Below are 18223 nucleotides of genomic sequence, written 5' to 3' on the forward strand. Positions count from 1 at the left end.
TTTTCAAGGCTTTCTTCCCACCAAGCTAACAAAAAAACAGCAAACAATTACCAAAATTACTTAATCTCTATTGAAAACCTCATTTTCATTCCCATATAACAATACAACAATAAATCAAACTATTATGACAGTGTTATTCATTTAACAGTTATACCCTTTTGCAATCAAATCTGCTCTTGCAGACGTTGAAAGCATGGATAGCTTTATTAATTAAGGTTATCGGTATAAATTGTTAATTGAATCAGTTAAATATATTAGAGGAACTAGTCAATGAGTAAGCAAGGTACAGAAACTCGTGGATTTCAATCCGAAGTTAAACAAATTCTTCATTTAATGATACATTCTTTATATTCCAATAAAGAAATATTTTTACGAGAGTTAATTTCGAACGCATCCGATGCGGCTGATAAATTACGTTTTAAAGCACTTGAAAATCCTAGCCTTTATGCTGGTGATGCTGAGCTTGGCGTACGTATTTCTGTGAATAAAGAAGCAGGTACTTTAACCATTGCCGATAATGGTATCGGTATGACACGTGATGAAGTTATTGAAAATTTAGGTACGATTGCCAAATCGGGCACCAAAGCATTTTTGGAATCAATCGGTAGCGATCAAGCTAAAGACAGCCAACTAATTGGTCAATTTGGTGTTGGTTTTTACTCTGCATTTATTGTAGCAGATAAAGTCACCGTCAAAACTCGTGCTGCAACTGCTAACGCTGATGAAGCGGTTATGTGGGAATCGGCTGGCGAAGGTGAATATACGATTTCTGATGATAATAAAGAGACACGTGGTACTGAAATTATTTTACATCTAAAAGAAGATGAAAAAGAGTTTTTAGATGACTGGCGTTTACGCTCAATTATCAGTAAATATTCTGATCATATTTCACTCCCTGTTGAAGTACAAACCATCGACGAAGAAAGCAAAGACGTAAAATGGGAAAAAGTAAACAAGGCTCAAGCCCTTTGGACTCGGAGTAAATCTGAAATTACCGACGAAGAGTACAAAGAGTTTTATAAACATATTTCTCATGATTTTGCCGATCCACTCAGTTGGAGCCATAACCGAGTAGAAGGTAAACAAGAATACACCAGTTTACTTTATATTCCTTCAAAAGCGCCTTGGGATATGTGGAATCGTGATAACAAACACGGTCTAAAACTTTATGTACAACGTGTCTTTATTATGGATGATGCAGAGCAATTTATGCCAAACTATTTACGCTTTGTAAAAGGTTTAATTGACTCTAATGATCTTCCATTGAATGTATCACGTGAAATATTGCAAGATAACAAAATCACCCAAAGTTTACGCAATGCATGTACAAAACGTGTATTACAAATGTTAGAAAAACTGGCTAAAGATGATAAAGAACAATATCAACAGTTCTGGAGCGAATTTGGCTTAGTGTTAAAAGAAGGAACGGGTGAGGACTATGCTAACCGTGAAGCTATCGCGAAATTGCTCCGTTTTGCTTCTACACATTCGGATAGCAATGCGCAAACCATCTCCTTAGACGATTATATTAGTCGTATGCAAGAAGGTCAGGATAAGATCTACTACATTACCGCTGATAGTTATGGTGCGGCTAAAAATAGCCCACATTTGGAATTATTCAGCAAAAAAGGCATTGAAGTCTTACTATTATCTGATCGTGTTGATGAGTGGATGATGAGTAATTTAACTGAATTTGAAGGAAAACAGTTCCAATCAATCAGTAAATCTGACGAATCGATTGAAAAACTTGCCGATCAAAATAGCGAAGAACAAAAACAAGCAGAAAAAGAGCTTGAACCATTTATTGAACGTGTCAAAGCAGTGTTAGGTGATAAAGTAAAAGAAGTTAAATTAACGCATCGTTTAACCAATACACCTGCAATAGTGACTACTGCAGCGGATGAAATGACCACGCAAATGGCAAAACTTTTTGCGGCTGCCGGTCAAAAAGCGCCTGAAATCAAATATACGTTTGAGATCAACCCTGATCATAAGTTAGTAAAACGTATTGCTGATACACAAGACGAAACGGCATTTAGCGACTGGATTGAATTATTATTAGATCAAGCATTATTGGCAGAGAAAGGATCATTAAGTGATCCAAGTAAATTTATTCAAACCATGAATAAACTGCTTGCAGAATAATCAATAAATAGTAAAACCCGATATTAGATAGTAATATCGGGTTTTTTGTTAACTTTTATTTAAGTTAGGTAATCGAAATTTACTAAAAATATGATGCCTATCACATTTTCTTATATTTCTTCTTTTCATTTTCTACTGTCTATTCATAATACCTAAAGTTTTCAATCAGACGGTGACAGATGAAAGTTTATAAAATTCTTAATAACAATGTAGTCGTTACACTTGATTCCAAAGGCAATGAACTCATTGTCACTGGTCGTGGCATTGGATTTAAAAAACGTGAAGGAGACTTGATTGATCCTAAACTGATTGAAAAACAATTTTCCCTCAACAACCAAGAAACGCTACCAAGATTTGCTGAATTACTATCTGAAATACCCATTGAAATATTCACTACTTCAGAAATCATCATCAATCACGCCAAGCAAGTCCTGAATGGAAAACTGCAAGATAGTATTTACATTTCACTCACTGACCATATTCATTTTGCTATAGAGCGCCATAAACAAGGATTTGATATTCCAAATAGTTTTTTATGGGAAACAAAAAAACTTTATCCTAAAGAGTTTCAAGTTGGTTTATATGCTTTATTGGTCATCAAAAAACGTTTATCCATTGAGTTACCAGAAGATGAGGCGGGTTTTATTACCTTTCATATTATTAATGCTCAACTTAATGATACGATGCCCAATATTGTCAAAATGACGAAAATCATGCGTGAAATTCTTAATATCGTCAAATACCATTTTAATTTTGAGTATGATGAAGACTGTCTGTCTTATCAACGCTTTGTGACACACTTAAAATTCTTCTCACAACGCATTTTGAGTCAAACTCAACCGGTTCAACAAGATGCCTCATTATATGAATTAATTCGTAAAAAGTATGAGCAGGCATATCTATGCACAAAACAGATTGATCTCCATTTAATTCAACAATATCAACATCCACTTACCGATGATGAAAGTCTGTATTTAACCATTCATATCGAACGACTACGCACTGAGCTCAAAAAATAATGTGATGTAGTTCACAATTTGAACATATTAAAATGAGAAATCATATTCACTATCTTTTATTTATGCTAGCCTAAGCGAATAAATTTTGGATTGTTATTGCATAGCATTTTATGTTGTGTAAGCAAAACCTAATCACCTCAACTTGAGGTGGTTAGGTTTTTTTTTGCATTTAAAAAAGGATAAGGTATGAAAAACAAACAACTTGCCGAATCAATTATTGAATATGTTGGTGGTCAAGACAATATTATCAGTCTGGTACACTGTGCAACTCGTTTAAGATTTGCATTAAAAGATGATAATAAAGCCAATGCAGATATCCTCAAAAAACAAAAAGGGGTGATAACAGTTGTACAAAGTGGTGGACAATTTCAAGTTGTCATCGGTAATAATGTTGCAGATGTATATAACAATATTATGCAACTAACCAACATCAATGAGAAATCCAATGCCGAGGCACAACCAAATAAAAAATCAGGTTTTTTATCGAAATTAATTGATCTCGTTTCCGGCATTTTTATTCCTGTTCTAGTCGTAATAGTTGCCGGTGGGATTTTAAAAGGTTTAATCTCTTTATTACAAATTTTGGATATTGTCCGTGCACAAACACCAACCTATGAATTCTTGTATGCCATTGCTGATGCCCCACTCTATTATTTACCTATTATTTTAGGTTTTTCTGCGGTAAAAAAATTTGGTGGCAACCCCTATGTTGGAATGGCGATAGGTGGAGCCTTAGTTCATCCAAGTATCGCCAATATGATACCTAGCGGTCAATTTTCGTTAGAAACCGAAATGTTTTCAATACCAATACAATTAATTCCTTATGCATCATCTGTTTTCCCGATTATTTTGGCAGCTTGGTTCTATTCTTTACTAGAACGAACTTTCAATAGAATCATGCATGATTCATTTAAAAAATTTATCGCTCCCCTGCTCGGAATTCTTATCACTGTTCCATTAACTTTTGCGGTAATTGGTCCTGCGGTAACGTATGTCAGTAATGCTATCGCAAGTTGTATCATCTTCATGTATGAACTCAGTCCGGTTATAGCGTCCATGGTTTTAGCGGCACTTTGGCAAGTCATGGTAATATTTGGTATTCATTGGGGACTTGTTCCATTTGCCTTAAATAACTTATCAGTTTATCAAAATGACTTTATGTTACCGATTCTGTTCCCTGCTGTGTTCGCACAAGTTGGTGCCGTATTAGCGGTAAGATTTCGAGCCAAAGATCCTGAATTCAAAGCATTAGCAAGTTCGTCGGTATTATCCGGTATTTTTGGGGTAACCGAACCGGCAATTTATGGTGTCAATTTACCATTAAAAAGACCATTTGTTATTGGTTGTCTTGCAGCAACTGTAGGTGGAGGCATTGTTGGTTATTATCACAGCGTCATTTATTCATTTAGTTTTATTAATATTTTCTCCTTCTTACAACTCATTCCACCAACAGGTATAGATGAAAAATTTTATGCGGTCGTCGTTGGTTGTATTCTGTCATTCACTTTAGCGCTGATTGCAACCTATTTATTTGGTATGCCAAAAACAAAATCGACAGTTCAAGATGATGCTGCAGCAACAAACAATCCTAACCCTTCTAATCCGGTTAATCTGCATCCTGTCACGATTTTCAGTCCGTTAACAGGAAAAATAATACCATTAAATCAAGTCAATGATCCCACCTTTGCCAGCGAACTAATGGGTAAAGGCATTGCTATTATTCCAACAGAAGGGAAAGCTTATGCCCCTGATGACGGTGAAGTCGTATCACTGTTCAGAACCAAACACGCTATCGGATTTCAAACTGATTCTGGCGTGGAAATATTAATTCATATCGGGATCGATACGGTTAAATTAGACGGTCAACACTTTCAAGCACATGTTCAAGCCGGTAGCCAAGTCAAAAAAGGCGATTTACTCGTCAGTTTTGATATCGAGGCAATCAAACAAGCAGGCTTTGAAGTTACCACGCCGATCATCATTACTAACAGTGATGACTATCAGAAGATCCAGACTATTCATCAATCAGAAACTATTGAAAAGGGTGACGTTTTATTGACGTTATCAGCAAATAAGGAGTAACACATGTTAACACAATTTCCGAATGATTTTCTTTGGGGCGGAGCAATTGCTGCCAATCAAGTTGAAGGAGCCTATCGTGAAGATGGCAAAGGTTTATCTACATCAGATTGTACACCCAACGGTTTATTTGGTGACATCATCGATCGTAATAAAAACACAATTACCGGCATTAAAGATCGTGCCATTGATTTTTATCATCGCTATCCTGAAGATATCGCTTTATTTGCTGAAATGGGATTTTCGTGTTTAAGAACGTCAATTGCTTGGACTCGAATCTTTCCAAATGGTGATGAAGAACAACCAAATGAAAAAGGACTGGCGTTTTATGACAAACTGTTTGACGAAATGTTAAAACACAACATCACCCCACTTGTCACCTTATCGCATTACGAAATGCCCTACTACCTTGTCACACAATATGGTGGATGGGGAAATCGTAAAGTCATCGAATTTTTTACTCGTTATGCCAAAACCGTATTTGAGCGTTACAAGAATAAAGTGAAATATTGGTTAACTTTCAATGAAATCAATATGTCATTACACGAACCCTTTACCGGTGTCGGATTGGATAGACACAGTAATAAAGAACAGATCTATCAAGCCATTCATCATCAGTTAGTCGCCAGCAGTCAAGCGGTAAAACTATGTCATCAAATTATTCCAGATGCCAAAATAGGTAACATGTTATTAGGCGCTGTTGCTTATCCTTTAACACCTAAGCCTGAAGATGTTTGGGCTACACTTCAAGAAAACCATGGTTGGCTATTTTTTGGTGATGTTCAAGTTCGAGGTTATTACCCGACTTATATGAAACGTTTTTTCAGAGAAAACAATATTAATTTAACGATTACCGAACAAGATCGACAAGATCTTAAAGAAACGGTCGATTTTGTATCGTTCAGTTACTATATGAGTTGTTGCGCAACTTCAGATGAATCACAAAAAACAAAAGGCAATATTTTAGATATGGTACCAAATCCTTATCTAAAAGCATCGGAATGGGGTTGGCAAATCGATCCAACAGGCATCCGTTACCTGTTAAATATGCTTTATGAACGTTACCAAAAACCATTATTTATTGTTGAAAATGGTTTAGGCGCAAAAGATAAATTAGAAGCAGATGGCACGATAAATGATGATTATCGTATTAACTATATGAACGATCATCTTGTGGAAATTCGTGAAGCTATCGATGATGGTGTCGAAGTGATGGGGTATACCAGTTGGGGGCCAATCGATTTGATTAGTGCTTCAAAAGCCGAAGTAACTAAACGTTATGGATTTATCTACGTCGATTTAAACCAAGACGGTTCGGGAACGCTAAAACGCTATAAAAAGAAAAGTTTCTACTGGTATCAAGCGGTGATTGCATCAAAAGGCGAAATTTTAAAATCTTAACTTTTGTGTCACACCTAAAATTGGAAAGTTACTGCTTACAGCAGGCTAAACCTAAATAGCATTAGAGATAACTTCGCTTAACCGGCTATTTAGGTTTTTGATAATTAAAAAAAGGATATAAAAATGAAAATAAGATATTTAACCTTCGCATTATTTAATGTCATGTCTTATTCCGTTCTCGCAAACCCAATATCCAATAATCATTTACAACCTAGCATTATAGAGAATGCTTTTATTACCGATAGTAAACTTGATTTTTCTACCCGTAATCATTGGAAATATTTAAAAGAAAATGCCGCTCAACCAAAAGAAGTGCACAGTGCTTGGGGACAAGTTTTCACGTTCAATTATAAATCGGGTTATCTGTTTGATACACTTGGATTTGATGTCACTTATGACAATGCAATAAAACTGGGTGCAAGTGACTATTTTGCAACCCGTAATCTACTTTATAACCACGGTAAAGGTTATAGTAAACACAATGCGCATGGCTTTAATAAATTTACTCAGCGTTATATAAAAATAAAACTGGGTGAAGATAGGATAAATTTTAACGGTAAAGTGGGCTGGCATAGTGTGAAAGATTTAGGCATCATTAGCTCTTCACAACATTTAACACGAAACAGCTATCTCGGATTTAGTGGTATATTAAAATATGATGACTTTGCCTTTTCATTTGGTCGTTTAGACAGTGCCCTACCCCGTGAATCCGCCCAAAAAGTTCACTTTTTAACAAACGATCGTAAAAAAGTCATTGATCACATCTCAACAGTTGAAATGGCTTATAAAGATAGTGATACCAAAATCGACTATTCTTATGGTGTCGCCAAAGATTATTTAAGACGGCATGCAATTGAATTATCTTATAAACCCGTTAAAAATTTAACTTTGGGTTCACAATTTTATGGTAGCTATGCGATGAAAAATTATGATGCCATGAAACAAAATAGAAAAGAGTTCGATTCCCATGCATGGCACTATGCAACCGACATTGAATGGAAAGAAGAAGACTGGAGCATCAAAGTGGGGCTCGCCTATACCGATGCAAATAAACATAACGCTCTTGGGTATTATGGACGCCATATCGGTAAAAATAACCGTGGTCGTTTTAATGGACTTGCCGCCGCCGCAGCAGATTACATGCGCGATGGGGAACTTGTTTTCACCGCCGTATTAAATTATGATTTTATTAAGGATAATACCACTGGATTGTATATGAACTATGCTAAATTTAATTATAAGCATGACCGATTAAAAAATGGTGAAATCAATATTTTCAATATTTGGAAACCGAGTTCTGGCATGTTTAAAAATCTCTCGATTTTATCTAAATTTGGTTATGGATGGTCTTACAAAACGATGAGTGCCTCAGATGCGACACCAAACCTCAAACATGGAAGAGCACAACGTTCCCCAACCTTATCAGCGGAAACCGTTATCGATTATCGATTTAATTTATTTTAAAATTTTTGTTAAATAAAGGATAAAACATGAAAAAATCTATTCAATTTATTAGCCTACTTTTTGTTATGGTCATATCAATTTCACAAGCTTTTGCCAGTGAAGTGACAATCTATTTAACCCGTCATGGTAAAACCATGTTTAACAACGTTCATCGTGCTCAAGGATGGTCTGATACACCATTGATTCAGTCTGGTATAGAAGTTGCTGAACAATTAGGACAAGGGTTAAAAGATATCGAATTTATTACTGCCTATTCAAGTGACTTAGGCCGTGCACGACAAACTGCACGTATTATCTTAGAAAGTAAAGGTGATACGTTGGCAATTAATGAAATGGAAGCACTGCGTGAAGCCTGCTTTGGCGATTTTGAAGGCGATCTAGATCCCAATATGTGGACTCCTGCTGCGCAACATTTAGGATATCCTTCTGACAAGGATTTAATGGCTGATCTTGCCAAAGGTAAAATAACACTACAGAAAATGTTAGATGCCGTGGCAGCGGTTGAAAAATCAGGACAAGCAGAAAATTATCAGCAAGTTAAAAAACGAATGGAAGTCGCATTAAAAACCATTGCTGAATCAGCAAAAGCACAAGGTGGTGGTAATGTATTAGTTGTTTCACATGGTATTGCGATTATGTCTATGGTAGAAGATCTGCTTGATGCTCCAATCACCTCTCCATTAGGCAATGCCAGTGTTACCAAAATTCGTTATACCGATGAAGGTAAATTTATTGTCGAAAGTTTTGGCGATATGAGTTATGTCGAAAAAGGGAAACAAAGCACAAAATAACGTCTTAATTTTATTTGGCTTGCTTAGGTAAGCCAAATAACAAAATATAATCGGCAATATCAACAAAAAACTAGAAATTTAGTGAATAAACAAGCATAATTTAATTTTAATGTTGAGCTCCAAATTTTAAGGTTTATATGTTTTATTCAACCGATTACGTTTCACCATTAGGGTTAATTACGCTGGCAAGCCGAAACAATCAACTTGTTGCTGTATGGATTGAAGGACAAAAATATTTTGGTGATACCGTCAATGCTCCCCTTGAAAGCAAACCTAACTTACCCATCTTTAACCACACAAAAAAATGGTTTGATCACTACTTTTCAGGAAAAAATCCGGCTATCAATCAACTTGATTTAGCCCCGATTGGTACGTCTTTTCGTCATCAAGTTTGGGATATTCTTTGTAAAATTCCTTATGGTGAACTCATCACATATGGCGATATAGCTAAACAAATTGCGAAAACCAATCAACTTGCAAGTATGTCAAGCCAAGCTGTCGGCGGTGCAGTTGGGCGTAATCCACTATCCATTATTATTCCTTGTCATCGAGTCATTGGCAGTAACGGCAGTTTAACCGGTTATGCAGGTGGCATTGATAAAAAAATTAAACTTCTGCAACTAGAAGGCGTTGATACCCTAAAATTAACGATACCCACTAAAGGCACTGCACTTTAAAAAATTTAGGTTATCAAGGAAAGGTAAAAAATTCATTAAATGGTGCGACTTATTGACGGTATAAGATTTCGCTCTCTTTTTGAGCATACCGAGACAATGACTTATCAATATTTAGTTAAACTTGATTACAAATAGCCTTTATCTGATAAACAAATCCGCATTTTATTTTGAACTTCTAAACGATTGTAATCTAAATAATCCAAAATTCCTTCAGGATACTTTGAATTTGAATAACCGTAAACATCAAAATAGTGATGCAAACAACTATTCGGCTCGATATTCTTAAGTTGTATAAGATACAAAAAAGCAATATCTCCTTTAGTTAATTCATTTAATTTCAATTTGGTTGGTAAATAAACCCACTCTGTATTTTGGATATTATTTACCAGAATTTCCACCGTTTTTTTATCGTTTTTATTATTAACAAAAAAGAAATCAATATCAAAATCGTCAATACTACTGTTCCATGATAATTGTACATCTTTCTCAAAATAGATCGCTTCTATAATATCACGTTGCTGATTTGATGAATTTTTAGAATTACTTGGTCCAAATTCAAAGGATTTGGTGATACCAAAATCATTATATTGATACTCTTGGGCTTGAATAACAAACGACAAATGTGCTAATAATATAAAAATTATTGATATCTTCTTCATTATTAAATTACCTTAAAAAAGGGCTTTAGATATTTAAACTTTTTAATAGCTAATGAAATGATCACCGATAACTTTGATTGTGAGCGCATTCATTTGCGTATGGATCAAAAATGTTTAAATATTCATCATCCTTATGTTTTATGTCATTAAATAAAACAGATAATAGTTATTTATGACTATCTCTACTTTTAATTGTGAACACCCATTATCATAATGACGATATTTTACGAGTTATCTGAACAATATAATATAGTGTGCCATTATAACCAATTTTTACTTTTTAAAACAGACGGATATAAATTTAAACCTGTTTAATGGTAAATATGGATTTTAACGTTTTTTAATTTTTATAATAGCGCCTTCACATTTATCCTTTGTGACCTTAAATGATGTCGCAAAATTGATTGCGAAAATTATTGCTTAGTCAAATTTTTATAAAGATGTTTGAGGGCCATAATAGGATGATAAATCATCATTCTTGGGCCTGAGAAACGCATCACTTGCTTTATTTTTTGTTTATAATCTTTACGATAACAATGTTTTGGACAACGTTCACAGGTTGTTTTATCCTCACCAAATCGGCATAAGGTTAAGCGTTGCATTGCATATTTTAATAAATCATTACACTCATCACATAGCTGATTGTTAGGAACATGATGCTGTTTGTGGCAATAAAGATAAATCATTGTGCTAACAGTGGCTTTTTCTTGTTGTATGTTAGGGCCTGTATTATTTGCTACCATAATTCAATACGTCTAAATCGAGAAAGTGTTAAAATTAAAAAATAGATGAACATGATCACAAGGAACAATAAAAATGGCAAGAATTATCAATAAAAATACGATTGTTTGTATGTCATTGGCTGCCAGACCAAGCAATTTTGGAACTCGATTTCATAACTTTTTATATGAGAAACTCGATCTCAATTATCTTTATAAAGCTTTTACTACTAATAATTTAAAAGATGCAATATATGGCATTAAAGCGTTAGCAATTCGTGGCTGCGCCATTTCTATGCCTTATAAAGAAGCCTGCATTGAATTTCTTGATGAACTCGATGAATCCGTTAAATCTATCCATTCAGTTAACACTATTGTGAATACTGACTATCATTTGAAAGGCTATAACACAGACTATATCGCTGTTGCAAAACTGATTGCTTTACATCATATTGATAACACGACCCCATTTGTATTAAAAGGCAGTGGTGGTATGGCTAATGCCGTGATTGGCGCCTTTTTCGATGCAGGTTTTACCCAAGGAATTATTGCTGCACGTAATCAAGAAAAAGGAGAAGCGTTAGCAAAACGATACAATTATCGTTGGGTAAAAGATGAAATTGAAATTTCACCCGAACAAGCAAAATTGATAATTAATGTCACGCCTATCGGGATGCAGGGCGGAAATGAGGAAAATCATTTAGCTTTTCCAGACAGCATGATTAACCATGCAGATATTGTTTTTGATGTGGTTGCCATGCCGGTTGAAACACCTTTGATGAGTTATGCCAATCGATTAAACAAAATAAGGATTTCTGGCGCAGATGTTGCAGTTTTACAAGCCCTTGAACAGTTTTACTTATATACGGGAGTAAGACCGAGTGAAGAACTGGTTAAGCAAGCTGCCGACTTTGCCAGACAAGCTTAACGTTTAATTCATCCACCAATTTAATTGGGTGGATGAATTAATTAACTTTATAGCACTTTATTGCATAGCTTGATGCAATTTATGATACACAGCTAATAATTTTTGATGCATGGCAAATTGTTCAACATCATCATCAACTGATTTAGCGGTCACTAAAGCGTCTTTTAGACCGTAAAATGTTTTTTCGCCAAGGGCATATTGCCACATTTTATCAACACAAGCTTGACCATACATTTTATTAAAGGCCTTTTGATAATCACGGAATTGGCTTGCATCACGTTGAAGAATAAAATTCACCAACGTTTGTAAACAACGATAATCATGATTTCTTTCAGCTGACAAAATAGATTCATTCATTTCTATCGTCCAATCAATCCATAGTTTAGCCTGTTCTAAATCCTGAGCGGCTAATGCAAGCATTGCTTTTAGCTCACCAACTCGTAATGTTAACCAAGCATTATCTTTGCCTGTAGCGATACCAAGCAGTTCACGAATTCGTGCAAAATCATCTAATCCTTCTTCATCCAATTGTTCAATAATGGCAAGATATTGTTCAGCAGAATAGTTTTTTACTGGTAGTGATAAAATAAGATCACGAAGATGTATCGCCATGTTGTTATTGGCAATTAAAAGATCTTCAGGTGGATAAATTTCGGACATACCGACCGCCAATATACGGCAAGCATATACCCCTAAGTGCTCATAGTCCATAATTAATACTTCGGTATTTTGTTCATGGAAAATTGCCATAAGATTATTAAATTCTTGTTCGGTTGTTCCCGAAAAATCCCAATCTACAAATTCAAAATCGGCTTGTTGTTTAAATAAATCCCATGATATTAAACCACTTGAATCAATAAAATGGGTTTCTAAGTTACTTAAATCCGCAATTTCATCATTATCAAAACTTGGTGGTGAGAAAACATCAAGATCTTTTAAACTTCTGCCTTGTAATAGTTCGGTCACCGTTCTTTCTAGTGCAACACCAAAATTAGGGTGAGCACCAAAAGAAGCATAACAAGTGCCATTGTGAGGATTAAACAACACCACACAAATCACAGGATATTTACCGCCGAGAGACGCATCAAAACAATAAAGTGGAAATCCTTCATTTTCAAGTGATTCAATTGATGCTAACACACTTGGGTAGCGATCAATCACTTCTTTTGGAATCGTCGGTAAACTAATTGCTTCAGCAATAATTTTATTTTTAACGTAGCGTTCAAAAATTTCAGATAAACCTTGCACTCTGGCTTCATTACGTGTATTACCGGCTGACATACCATTTGAAGCATATAAATTAGCAATTAAGTTTACTGGAACATAAACAATTGTTTGATCTGTTTGAGAAACAAATGGTAAAGCACAAATACCACGTTCACGATTACTTGACTGTAAATCGATGAGATCGGTTGCGTTTAATTCTTGTTCTGGATCATAAAATTGTAATAATTTTTCCGATAACAGGCCTTCTGGCAAAGTATTATCCTCAGGCACTGCAAACCATTTTTCCGTTGGATAGTGAACAAAATTAGCCGTTGCTGCTTGTTTTCCCAAATAAAAATCGGAAAAGAAATAATTAGTTGATAACCGTTCAAAATATTCACCTAAAGCCGATGCAAGTGCGGCTTTTTTACTTGCGCCTTTACCATTAGCAAAGCATAAAGGACATTGGGTATTTTGTATATGAACTGACCAAACATTAGCAACGGGATTAAGCCAAGACGCCTCTTTAACGTCTAATTGATATTTAGCTAATTGTTGATGGAAATAGTGGATTGAATCTTCAAGGGCGGCATCTTTGCCAGTAATATAAGTTTTCATAAATATTTAATCTTTAATTGCATTGATTTCCTCTAAAAAATGTACTCTAATATACAACGATTATTTTAGATAATCATCCTATAGTTTAGCTTTTTATATGCTTTAATAACCTAAATTTATGTGAAACTACATTGGGGAAAGATATGAAAGATTTTAAACCTATAGATTTACTTTTCTTTAATCGTTTAATCATGCCAAGTATATTAACCATTCTGTACTGGTTATCGTTAGCTTGCGTCGTTCTGAGTTGTTTATTCAATATATTCCAAGGTAATTTTTTTTATGGATTGTTCTGTTTAATTAGCGGGGCTATTGTTACACGTATTGGCTTCGAATTAATCTGTGTGACTTTTAGTATCAATAGAAATCTAGAAAAACTCGTTGCAATGCAATCTGAAAACACCAATAAACTCACTAATTCAGATAATTAAACATGCTTTTTTCTAATCCAACTAAATATATCCAACACTAACTGTTGGATATATTTAAAGCCCATCGAGGATTTACCTCAATCGCCAGTTCATTACCTTCTTTAGATTGCAAATGAATCATACCAGCATAAGCTATCATCGCACCATTATCGGTACAAAACGCAACTCTAGGGTAAAAAACTTGTCCTTTTCGCTGTTGCATTAATTGTGTTAATTTGGCACGCAAAGGCTTATTGGCACTCACACCACCAGCAATGACTAAACGGTTAAATCCCGTATGATCAAGTGCTCGTCGGGATTTAATGACCAAAGTATCGACTAACGCATCTTCGAAAGCACGGGCAATATCGGCTTTGGTTTGTTCATCAATTGCATTATTTTGACTATGCTGATGAATGGTATTGGCTGTGGCTGTTTTAAGACCAGAAAAACTAAAATCAAAACCTGGTCTATCTGTCATCGGTCGAGGAAAATGGAATCGAGAAGATAAGCCTTGCTCAGCTAATTTTGATAATTTCGCTCCTCCAGGATAATCAATCCCTAGCAATTTAGCAGTTTTATCAAATGCTTCACCTGCTGCATCATCAATGGATTCGCCAAGTAACTGATATTCCCCTACTCCAGTCACACTGAAAAGTTGAGTGTGTCCCCCTGAAACTAGTAAAGCCACAAAAGGAAACGCTGGCGGATTATCTTCAAGCATAGGGGCAAGTAAATGACCTTCCATATGATTGACGGCAATCGCAGGCACATTCCACGCATAAGCGAGTGATCGCCCTATCGAGGCTCCCACCATTAATGCTCCAATTAATCCGGGCCCAGCCGTATAAGCCACACCATCAATATCGCGCGAAGTTAAATTAGCTTCTTTTAAGGCCGCTTGAATCAGTGGTACGGTTTTACGAATGTGATCACGTGATGCAAGTTCCGGTACCACTCCACCATAATCAGCATGTAACTTGACTTGTGAATAAAGTTGATTGGCAAGCAATCCATGTTGATCATCATAAATCGCCACCCCTGTTTCATCGCAAGATGTTTCAATACCCAAAATTTTCATTACTGATTACCTGAAGAGTTGAATTTATCATCTTCGCTCCAACGATCTTGTTCGCTTATCTCTTTATCAGCAATACGGTGTTCTTCCGTTGCCCAGTCACCGAGATCAATAAGTTGGCAACGTTTACTACAAAAAGGTCGATAAGGACTAACGTCTGACCATTCGACTTGTTTTTGACAAGTCGGACAATTTACAAAAGTGTGTGTTTGATTACTCATTTCAGTTTCTTCAAAATAGACTTTACCATAACTAACAACAAGCTAGTTCAAATTCAATCGAATCATGTGTTGTGTTTTCGCAAGATTCAAGGGGTAAAAAACGGATACTATACCGTGACATATGCCCCGATACTTGAGGATAAACATTTTTATCTAATGAAACACGAACACGAATTAAGTTAATTTCTCCGTTAGTTTCTTGAAAAAAATTGTTACTACAATGATATTTTTTAAACTCGCCCAGCTGTCTTATAAGTTGCATACAAGAAGATAATGCCTCATCTAATAAAGACAACTGTTGCAGCCAATTTCTTACCTGAAGGTTTCGTGTTTCTTGAGACAGTTTCAACCATAAATAAAAGAAAGGCAGATCAAAACTACAACACCCACCCGGAATGGTTAAACGTTGCCTTATTGACGTAATAAAACGGTCGTCTTTTAATGACTGCCCTAAACGAGCGGTTGCATTAAATTTGACTAAAAACGAATCGAATCGGAGGATTAAATCACTGATTAGATCCTTATCAACACCATCAATATTCATCCATGAAATCAGTTTTTGTTTTTGTGATTCAATTTCTTTAATGAGTTCCCCTCTGACATCACTACGCTCTATTATCTCAAGAAGTTCAGATAAGGCATGGAAAAAGAGCAGCGCATTATTTTCATTCAAATGGCAATGCGTATTAATTTGTTTTAATAAAAATTCTAATCGTAACCAAGTACGCATTTTTTCATTTAAAGGATGTTCAAAAATAATATTATTCATACTTATCCATTCTTAATTTTTGAATTTTTTAAATATTGTTGATGTAATTTACAAACCTGCTGTTTTAATGAATCTAAATCATCATTGTTAATAATAATATCATCAGCATACGACAAACGTTTGCCAGAACAAACCTGTGAAAATATCATTTTTCGGGCTAATGACTCAACAATATGATCACGATTCATAAGACGTTCTAATTGCAATGATTCAGGTATATCTATCATTAATACGCGATCAGCAAAATGATGTAAATTATTTTCAACAAGTAATGGTACCACCCAAATGACATAATCAGCAGTTTGCTTTTCAATTTGAGCTTGGGTTTCTTGCTGTATAATCGGATGTAATAAACTGTTCAACCAAAGACGTTCATGGTCATTATTAAAAATAATTTCTCTTAATTGACGACGATCCAATTCACCGTCAGGTAAGACAATTTCTTGACTAAAATGTTTAACAATTTGAGAAAATGCTAAGGTGCCACTTTTTACAATTTGGCGAGCAATAATATCAGCATCAATAATTGGAACCCCTAAATCAGCAAATAGATGTGCAATGGTACTTTTACCACTGGCAATTCCACCACTGAGTGCAACAACATAAGGCATGAGACAATTCCAATTAAAAAAACAATTTTGCGTAGTATATCATACTACTGACCTTCATTATATAACCTTAATCTCTGAAACAAAACAAGGAAAACACATCGTAAAACAGTCCAATCCAATATACAAAATTAAACGCACAATCATTTTTTATAACATTATGAATATATTTAAACTATTATCATTTATTGTTGATATACAGGTTAAAATTCAACCTCCGTTATTTTGTAACAAAAGTCAGATAACATTCACCTTAATAAACACAATTAAACCTTGTTGAGCAGAAATAAAATAAAAATCAATGAAAGAAAGGGTTGGCATTATTAACTTAGCTGTATATAATCACATATATCTGTATAAATAAACAGGAAAATCGAATGAGACCATTAACTGAACGCCAACAGCAAATTTATGATTTAATCAAAGATAATATTCAGACTACCGGAATGCCACCAACACGAGCAGAAATAGCTAAAATATTAGGTTTTCGTTCAGCTAATGCAGCAGAAGAGCATTTAAAAGCTTTAGCCAAAAAAGGCGCTATTGAAATGATTGCCGGCTCATCAAGAGGTATCCGCCTGTTACTTGAAAATCATGAAAAAAATGAAGCGGAAGGTCTACCGCTTATTGGTCAAGTAGCAGCCGGTTCACCGATTCTTGCTCAAGAACATATTGAAAGTTATTATCAAGTGGATCCCAATTTATTTAAACCCAATGCCGATTTTTTATTACGTGTACAGGGAATGTCAATGAAAGATATCGGTATATTGGATGGTGATCTACTGGCGGTGCATAAAACTCAGGATGTTAAAAATGGACAAGTTATTGTGGCACGAATTGAAGATGAAGTGACAGTTAAACGCTTATCTCGCCAAGGTCGATATGTACATTTGATTGCCGAAAATAGTGAATTTTCTCCGATTCTGGTTGATCTTGAACAACAAAATTTTGCTATTGAAGGCATAGCTGTGGGTATCATTCGCAATGGATCATGGTTGTAACTTAGTATAAAATAGTCACAAATTATAGCTAATTCAGGAGAAAATGGTATGTGGCTATTTTGGTTATTTGAAGCGTTAGGATTTGTTGCCGTTATTATCCTCATTTTTGTTTATTGCCGTTTTCGTAAACAAGGATTTTGGTCGTTTCTTTGGCGGCGTTTAAAATGGGTGGCTATTGCTATTCTTGTGGTTTGGCTTGCTATTGCAATATTGTGTCGAAATCACTTATTTAGTGCGGTTCACTGTTATTTTCGTGGTGAAAGTATGCATGCCAACACCAAATACTCAATCTATTTAAGTGAATGCCAAGTTGAAACGCCAAGTGGTAGTTACGTGCCAATCGAACGATCCCGAGCGATACCGGGTTCAAATGACCACCATAATGAAGATAATACTATTGATTATTACCATTAATATTCAATTTAACTAA

18 protein-coding genes are annotated in these 18223 nt (G+C 35.2%); 11 read left to right on the forward strand and 7 right to left on the reverse strand.

The window, feature by feature from the left end; translation table 11 throughout:
• Positions 1 to 270 precede the first annotated feature (270 nt).
• From htpG to J3U14_RS10365, 7 genes are all read left to right on the forward strand, one after another.
• Positions 271 to 2145, forward strand: coding sequence for a molecular chaperone HtpG (gene htpG / locus J3U14_RS10335; RefSeq protein ID WP_267352184.1), 1875 nt, complete (start codon positions 271 to 273; stop codon positions 2143 to 2145).
• Positions 2146 to 2324: 179 nt separating this feature from the next.
• Positions 2325 to 3164, forward strand: a complete 840-nt coding sequence (licT, locus tag J3U14_RS10340; protein ID WP_267352185.1) for a BglG family transcription antiterminator LicT — start codon at positions 2325 to 2327, stop codon at positions 3162 to 3164.
• A gap of 186 nt (positions 3165 to 3350) precedes the next feature.
• Positions 3351 to 5246, forward strand: coding sequence for a beta-glucoside-specific PTS transporter subunit IIABC (locus J3U14_RS10345; protein ID WP_267352186.1), 1896 nt, complete (start codon positions 3351 to 3353; stop codon positions 5244 to 5246).
• Between the two features lie 3 nt (positions 5247 to 5249).
• A complete protein-coding gene (locus J3U14_RS10350) occupies positions 5250 to 6644 on the forward strand; it encodes a glycoside hydrolase family 1 protein (protein ID WP_267352187.1) in 1395 nt (464 codons plus the stop codon).
• A 123-nt stretch (positions 6645 to 6767) separates the two neighbouring features.
• Positions 6768 to 8108 carry an OprD family outer membrane porin gene (locus J3U14_RS10355; protein ID WP_267352188.1) on the forward strand — a complete coding sequence of 447 codons (1341 nt, stop codon included), beginning with the start codon at positions 6768 to 6770 and terminating at the stop codon, positions 8106 to 8108.
• A gap of 26 nt (positions 8109 to 8134) precedes the next feature.
• Entirely contained in the window at positions 8135 to 8899 is a 765-nt protein-coding gene (locus J3U14_RS10360) for a histidine phosphatase family protein (protein ID WP_267352189.1), read from the forward strand.
• 137 nt (positions 8900 to 9036) lie between these two features.
• Entirely contained in the window at positions 9037 to 9576 is a 540-nt protein-coding gene (locus tag J3U14_RS10365) for a methylated-DNA--[protein]-cysteine S-methyltransferase (protein WP_267352190.1), read from the forward strand.
• Between the two features lie 125 nt (positions 9577 to 9701).
• On the opposite strand, the gene J3U14_RS10370 is transcribed toward J3U14_RS10365, so the two are convergent.
• Together J3U14_RS10370 and J3U14_RS10375 are read right to left on the reverse strand one after the other, a co-directional pair.
• On the reverse strand, positions 9702 to 10235 hold the full coding sequence (locus tag J3U14_RS10370) for a hypothetical protein (protein ID WP_267352191.1): 534 nt from the start codon (positions 10233 to 10235) through the stop codon (positions 9702 to 9704).
• 413 nt (positions 10236 to 10648) lie between these two features.
• Complete coding sequence (locus tag J3U14_RS10375) at positions 10649 to 10978, reverse strand: nitrous oxide-stimulated promoter family protein (protein ID WP_267352192.1); 330 nt, start codon at positions 10976 to 10978, stop codon at positions 10649 to 10651.
• A gap of 82 nt (positions 10979 to 11060) precedes the next feature.
• On the opposite strand from J3U14_RS10375, the gene J3U14_RS10380 reads away from it, so the two are divergent.
• Positions 11061 to 11882, forward strand: a complete 822-nt coding sequence (locus tag J3U14_RS10380) for a shikimate 5-dehydrogenase (protein WP_416380168.1) — start codon at positions 11061 to 11063, stop codon at positions 11880 to 11882.
• Positions 11883 to 11939: 57 nt separating this feature from the next.
• On the opposite strand, the gene ycaO is transcribed toward J3U14_RS10380, so the two are convergent.
• A complete protein-coding gene (ycaO, locus tag J3U14_RS10385) occupies positions 11940 to 13706 on the reverse strand; it encodes a 30S ribosomal protein S12 methylthiotransferase accessory factor YcaO (RefSeq protein ID WP_267352194.1) in 1767 nt (588 codons plus the stop codon).
• A gap of 143 nt (positions 13707 to 13849) precedes the next feature.
• Here ycaO and J3U14_RS11745 point away from each other — a divergent pair, with 143 nt between their 5' ends.
• Positions 13850 to 14137: a DUF4282 domain-containing protein gene (locus J3U14_RS11745; RefSeq protein WP_267359269.1), complete on the forward strand. Its 288-nt coding sequence runs from the start codon at positions 13850 to 13852 to the stop codon at positions 14135 to 14137.
• Positions 14138 to 14174: 37 nt separating this feature from the next.
• Here J3U14_RS11745 and tsaD read toward each other — a convergent pair whose 3' ends face one another.
• From tsaD to coaE, 4 genes are read right to left on the reverse strand one after another with little or no spacing between them, the layout of a single operon-like run.
• Positions 14175 to 15197: a tRNA (adenosine(37)-N6)-threonylcarbamoyltransferase complex transferase subunit TsaD gene (gene tsaD / locus J3U14_RS10390; RefSeq protein ID WP_267352195.1), complete on the reverse strand. Its 1023-nt coding sequence runs from the start codon at positions 15195 to 15197 to the stop codon at positions 14175 to 14177.
• Positions 15197 to 15415, reverse strand: a complete 219-nt coding sequence (gene yacG, locus J3U14_RS10395) for a DNA gyrase inhibitor YacG (RefSeq protein WP_065557965.1) — start codon at positions 15413 to 15415, stop codon at positions 15197 to 15199. The genes tsaD and yacG overlap by 1 nt, the downstream gene beginning before the upstream one ends.
• A gap of 31 nt (positions 15416 to 15446) precedes the next feature.
• Positions 15447 to 16184 (reverse strand): cell division protein ZapD, encoded by a 738-nt coding sequence (zapD, locus tag J3U14_RS10400; RefSeq protein ID WP_267352196.1) that lies wholly within the window; start codon positions 16182 to 16184, stop codon positions 15447 to 15449.
• A gap of 2 nt (positions 16185 to 16186) precedes the next feature.
• A complete protein-coding gene (gene coaE / locus J3U14_RS10405) occupies positions 16187 to 16795 on the reverse strand; it encodes a dephospho-CoA kinase (protein ID WP_267352197.1) in 609 nt (202 codons plus the stop codon).
• Between the two features lie 374 nt (positions 16796 to 17169).
• Between coaE and lexA the strand changes: the two genes are divergently transcribed.
• Both lexA and J3U14_RS10415 read left to right on the forward strand, forming a co-directional pair.
• Complete coding sequence (gene lexA / locus J3U14_RS10410) at positions 17170 to 17793, forward strand: transcriptional repressor LexA (protein WP_267352198.1); 624 nt, start codon at positions 17170 to 17172, stop codon at positions 17791 to 17793.
• Between the two features lie 48 nt (positions 17794 to 17841).
• On the forward strand, positions 17842 to 18207 hold the full coding sequence (locus tag J3U14_RS10415; RefSeq protein ID WP_267352199.1) for a hypothetical protein: 366 nt from the start codon (positions 17842 to 17844) through the stop codon (positions 18205 to 18207).
• Positions 18208 to 18223: the final 16 nt, after the last annotated feature.

Origin of the sequence: Gilliamella sp. B3801 (genome assembly GCF_026536645.1) — a bacterium.
GTDB lineage: Bacteria > Pseudomonadota > Gammaproteobacteria > Enterobacterales > Orbaceae > Gilliamella > Gilliamella apicola_I.

Coding starts and splice junctions, on each gene's coding strand:
- J3U14_RS10365 (WP_267352190.1), top strand. CDS start 9,037: ATGTTTTATTCAACCGATTACGTTTCACCATTAGGGTTAATTACGCTG.
- J3U14_RS10415 (WP_267352199.1), top strand. CDS start 17,842: ATGTGGCTATTTTGGTTATTTGAAGCGTTAGGATTTGTTGCCGTTATT.
- zapD (WP_267352196.1), bottom strand. CDS start 16,184: ATGAATAATATTATTTTTGAACATCCTTTAAATGAAAAAATGCGTACT.
- J3U14_RS10370 (WP_267352191.1), bottom strand. CDS start 10,235: ATGAAGAAGATATCAATAATTTTTATATTATTAGCACATTTGTCGTTT.
- J3U14_RS11745 (WP_267359269.1), top strand. CDS start 13,850: ATGAAAGATTTTAAACCTATAGATTTACTTTTCTTTAATCGTTTAATC.
- J3U14_RS10360 (WP_267352189.1), top strand. CDS start 8,135: ATGAAAAAATCTATTCAATTTATTAGCCTACTTTTTGTTATGGTCATA.
- htpG (WP_267352184.1), top strand. CDS start 271: ATGAGTAAGCAAGGTACAGAAACTCGTGGATTTCAATCCGAAGTTAAA.
- licT (WP_267352185.1), top strand. CDS start 2,325: ATGAAAGTTTATAAAATTCTTAATAACAATGTAGTCGTTACACTTGAT.
- yacG (WP_065557965.1), bottom strand. CDS start 15,415: ATGAGTAATCAAACACACACTTTTGTAAATTGTCCGACTTGTCAAAAA.
- coaE (WP_267352197.1), bottom strand. CDS start 16,795: ATGCCTTATGTTGTTGCACTCAGTGGTGGAATTGCCAGTGGTAAAAGT.
- tsaD (WP_267352195.1), bottom strand. CDS start 15,197: ATGAAAATTTTGGGTATTGAAACATCTTGCGATGAAACAGGGGTGGCG.
- ycaO (WP_267352194.1), bottom strand. CDS start 13,706: ATGAAAACTTATATTACTGGCAAAGATGCCGCCCTTGAAGATTCAATC.
- J3U14_RS10375 (WP_267352192.1), bottom strand. CDS start 10,978: ATGGTAGCAAATAATACAGGCCCTAACATACAACAAGAAAAAGCCACT.
- J3U14_RS10355 (WP_267352188.1), top strand. CDS start 6,768: ATGAAAATAAGATATTTAACCTTCGCATTATTTAATGTCATGTCTTAT.
- lexA (WP_267352198.1), top strand. CDS start 17,170: ATGAGACCATTAACTGAACGCCAACAGCAAATTTATGATTTAATCAAA.
- J3U14_RS10350 (WP_267352187.1), top strand. CDS start 5,250: ATGTTAACACAATTTCCGAATGATTTTCTTTGGGGCGGAGCAATTGCT.
- J3U14_RS10345 (WP_267352186.1), top strand. CDS start 3,351: ATGAAAAACAAACAACTTGCCGAATCAATTATTGAATATGTTGGTGGT.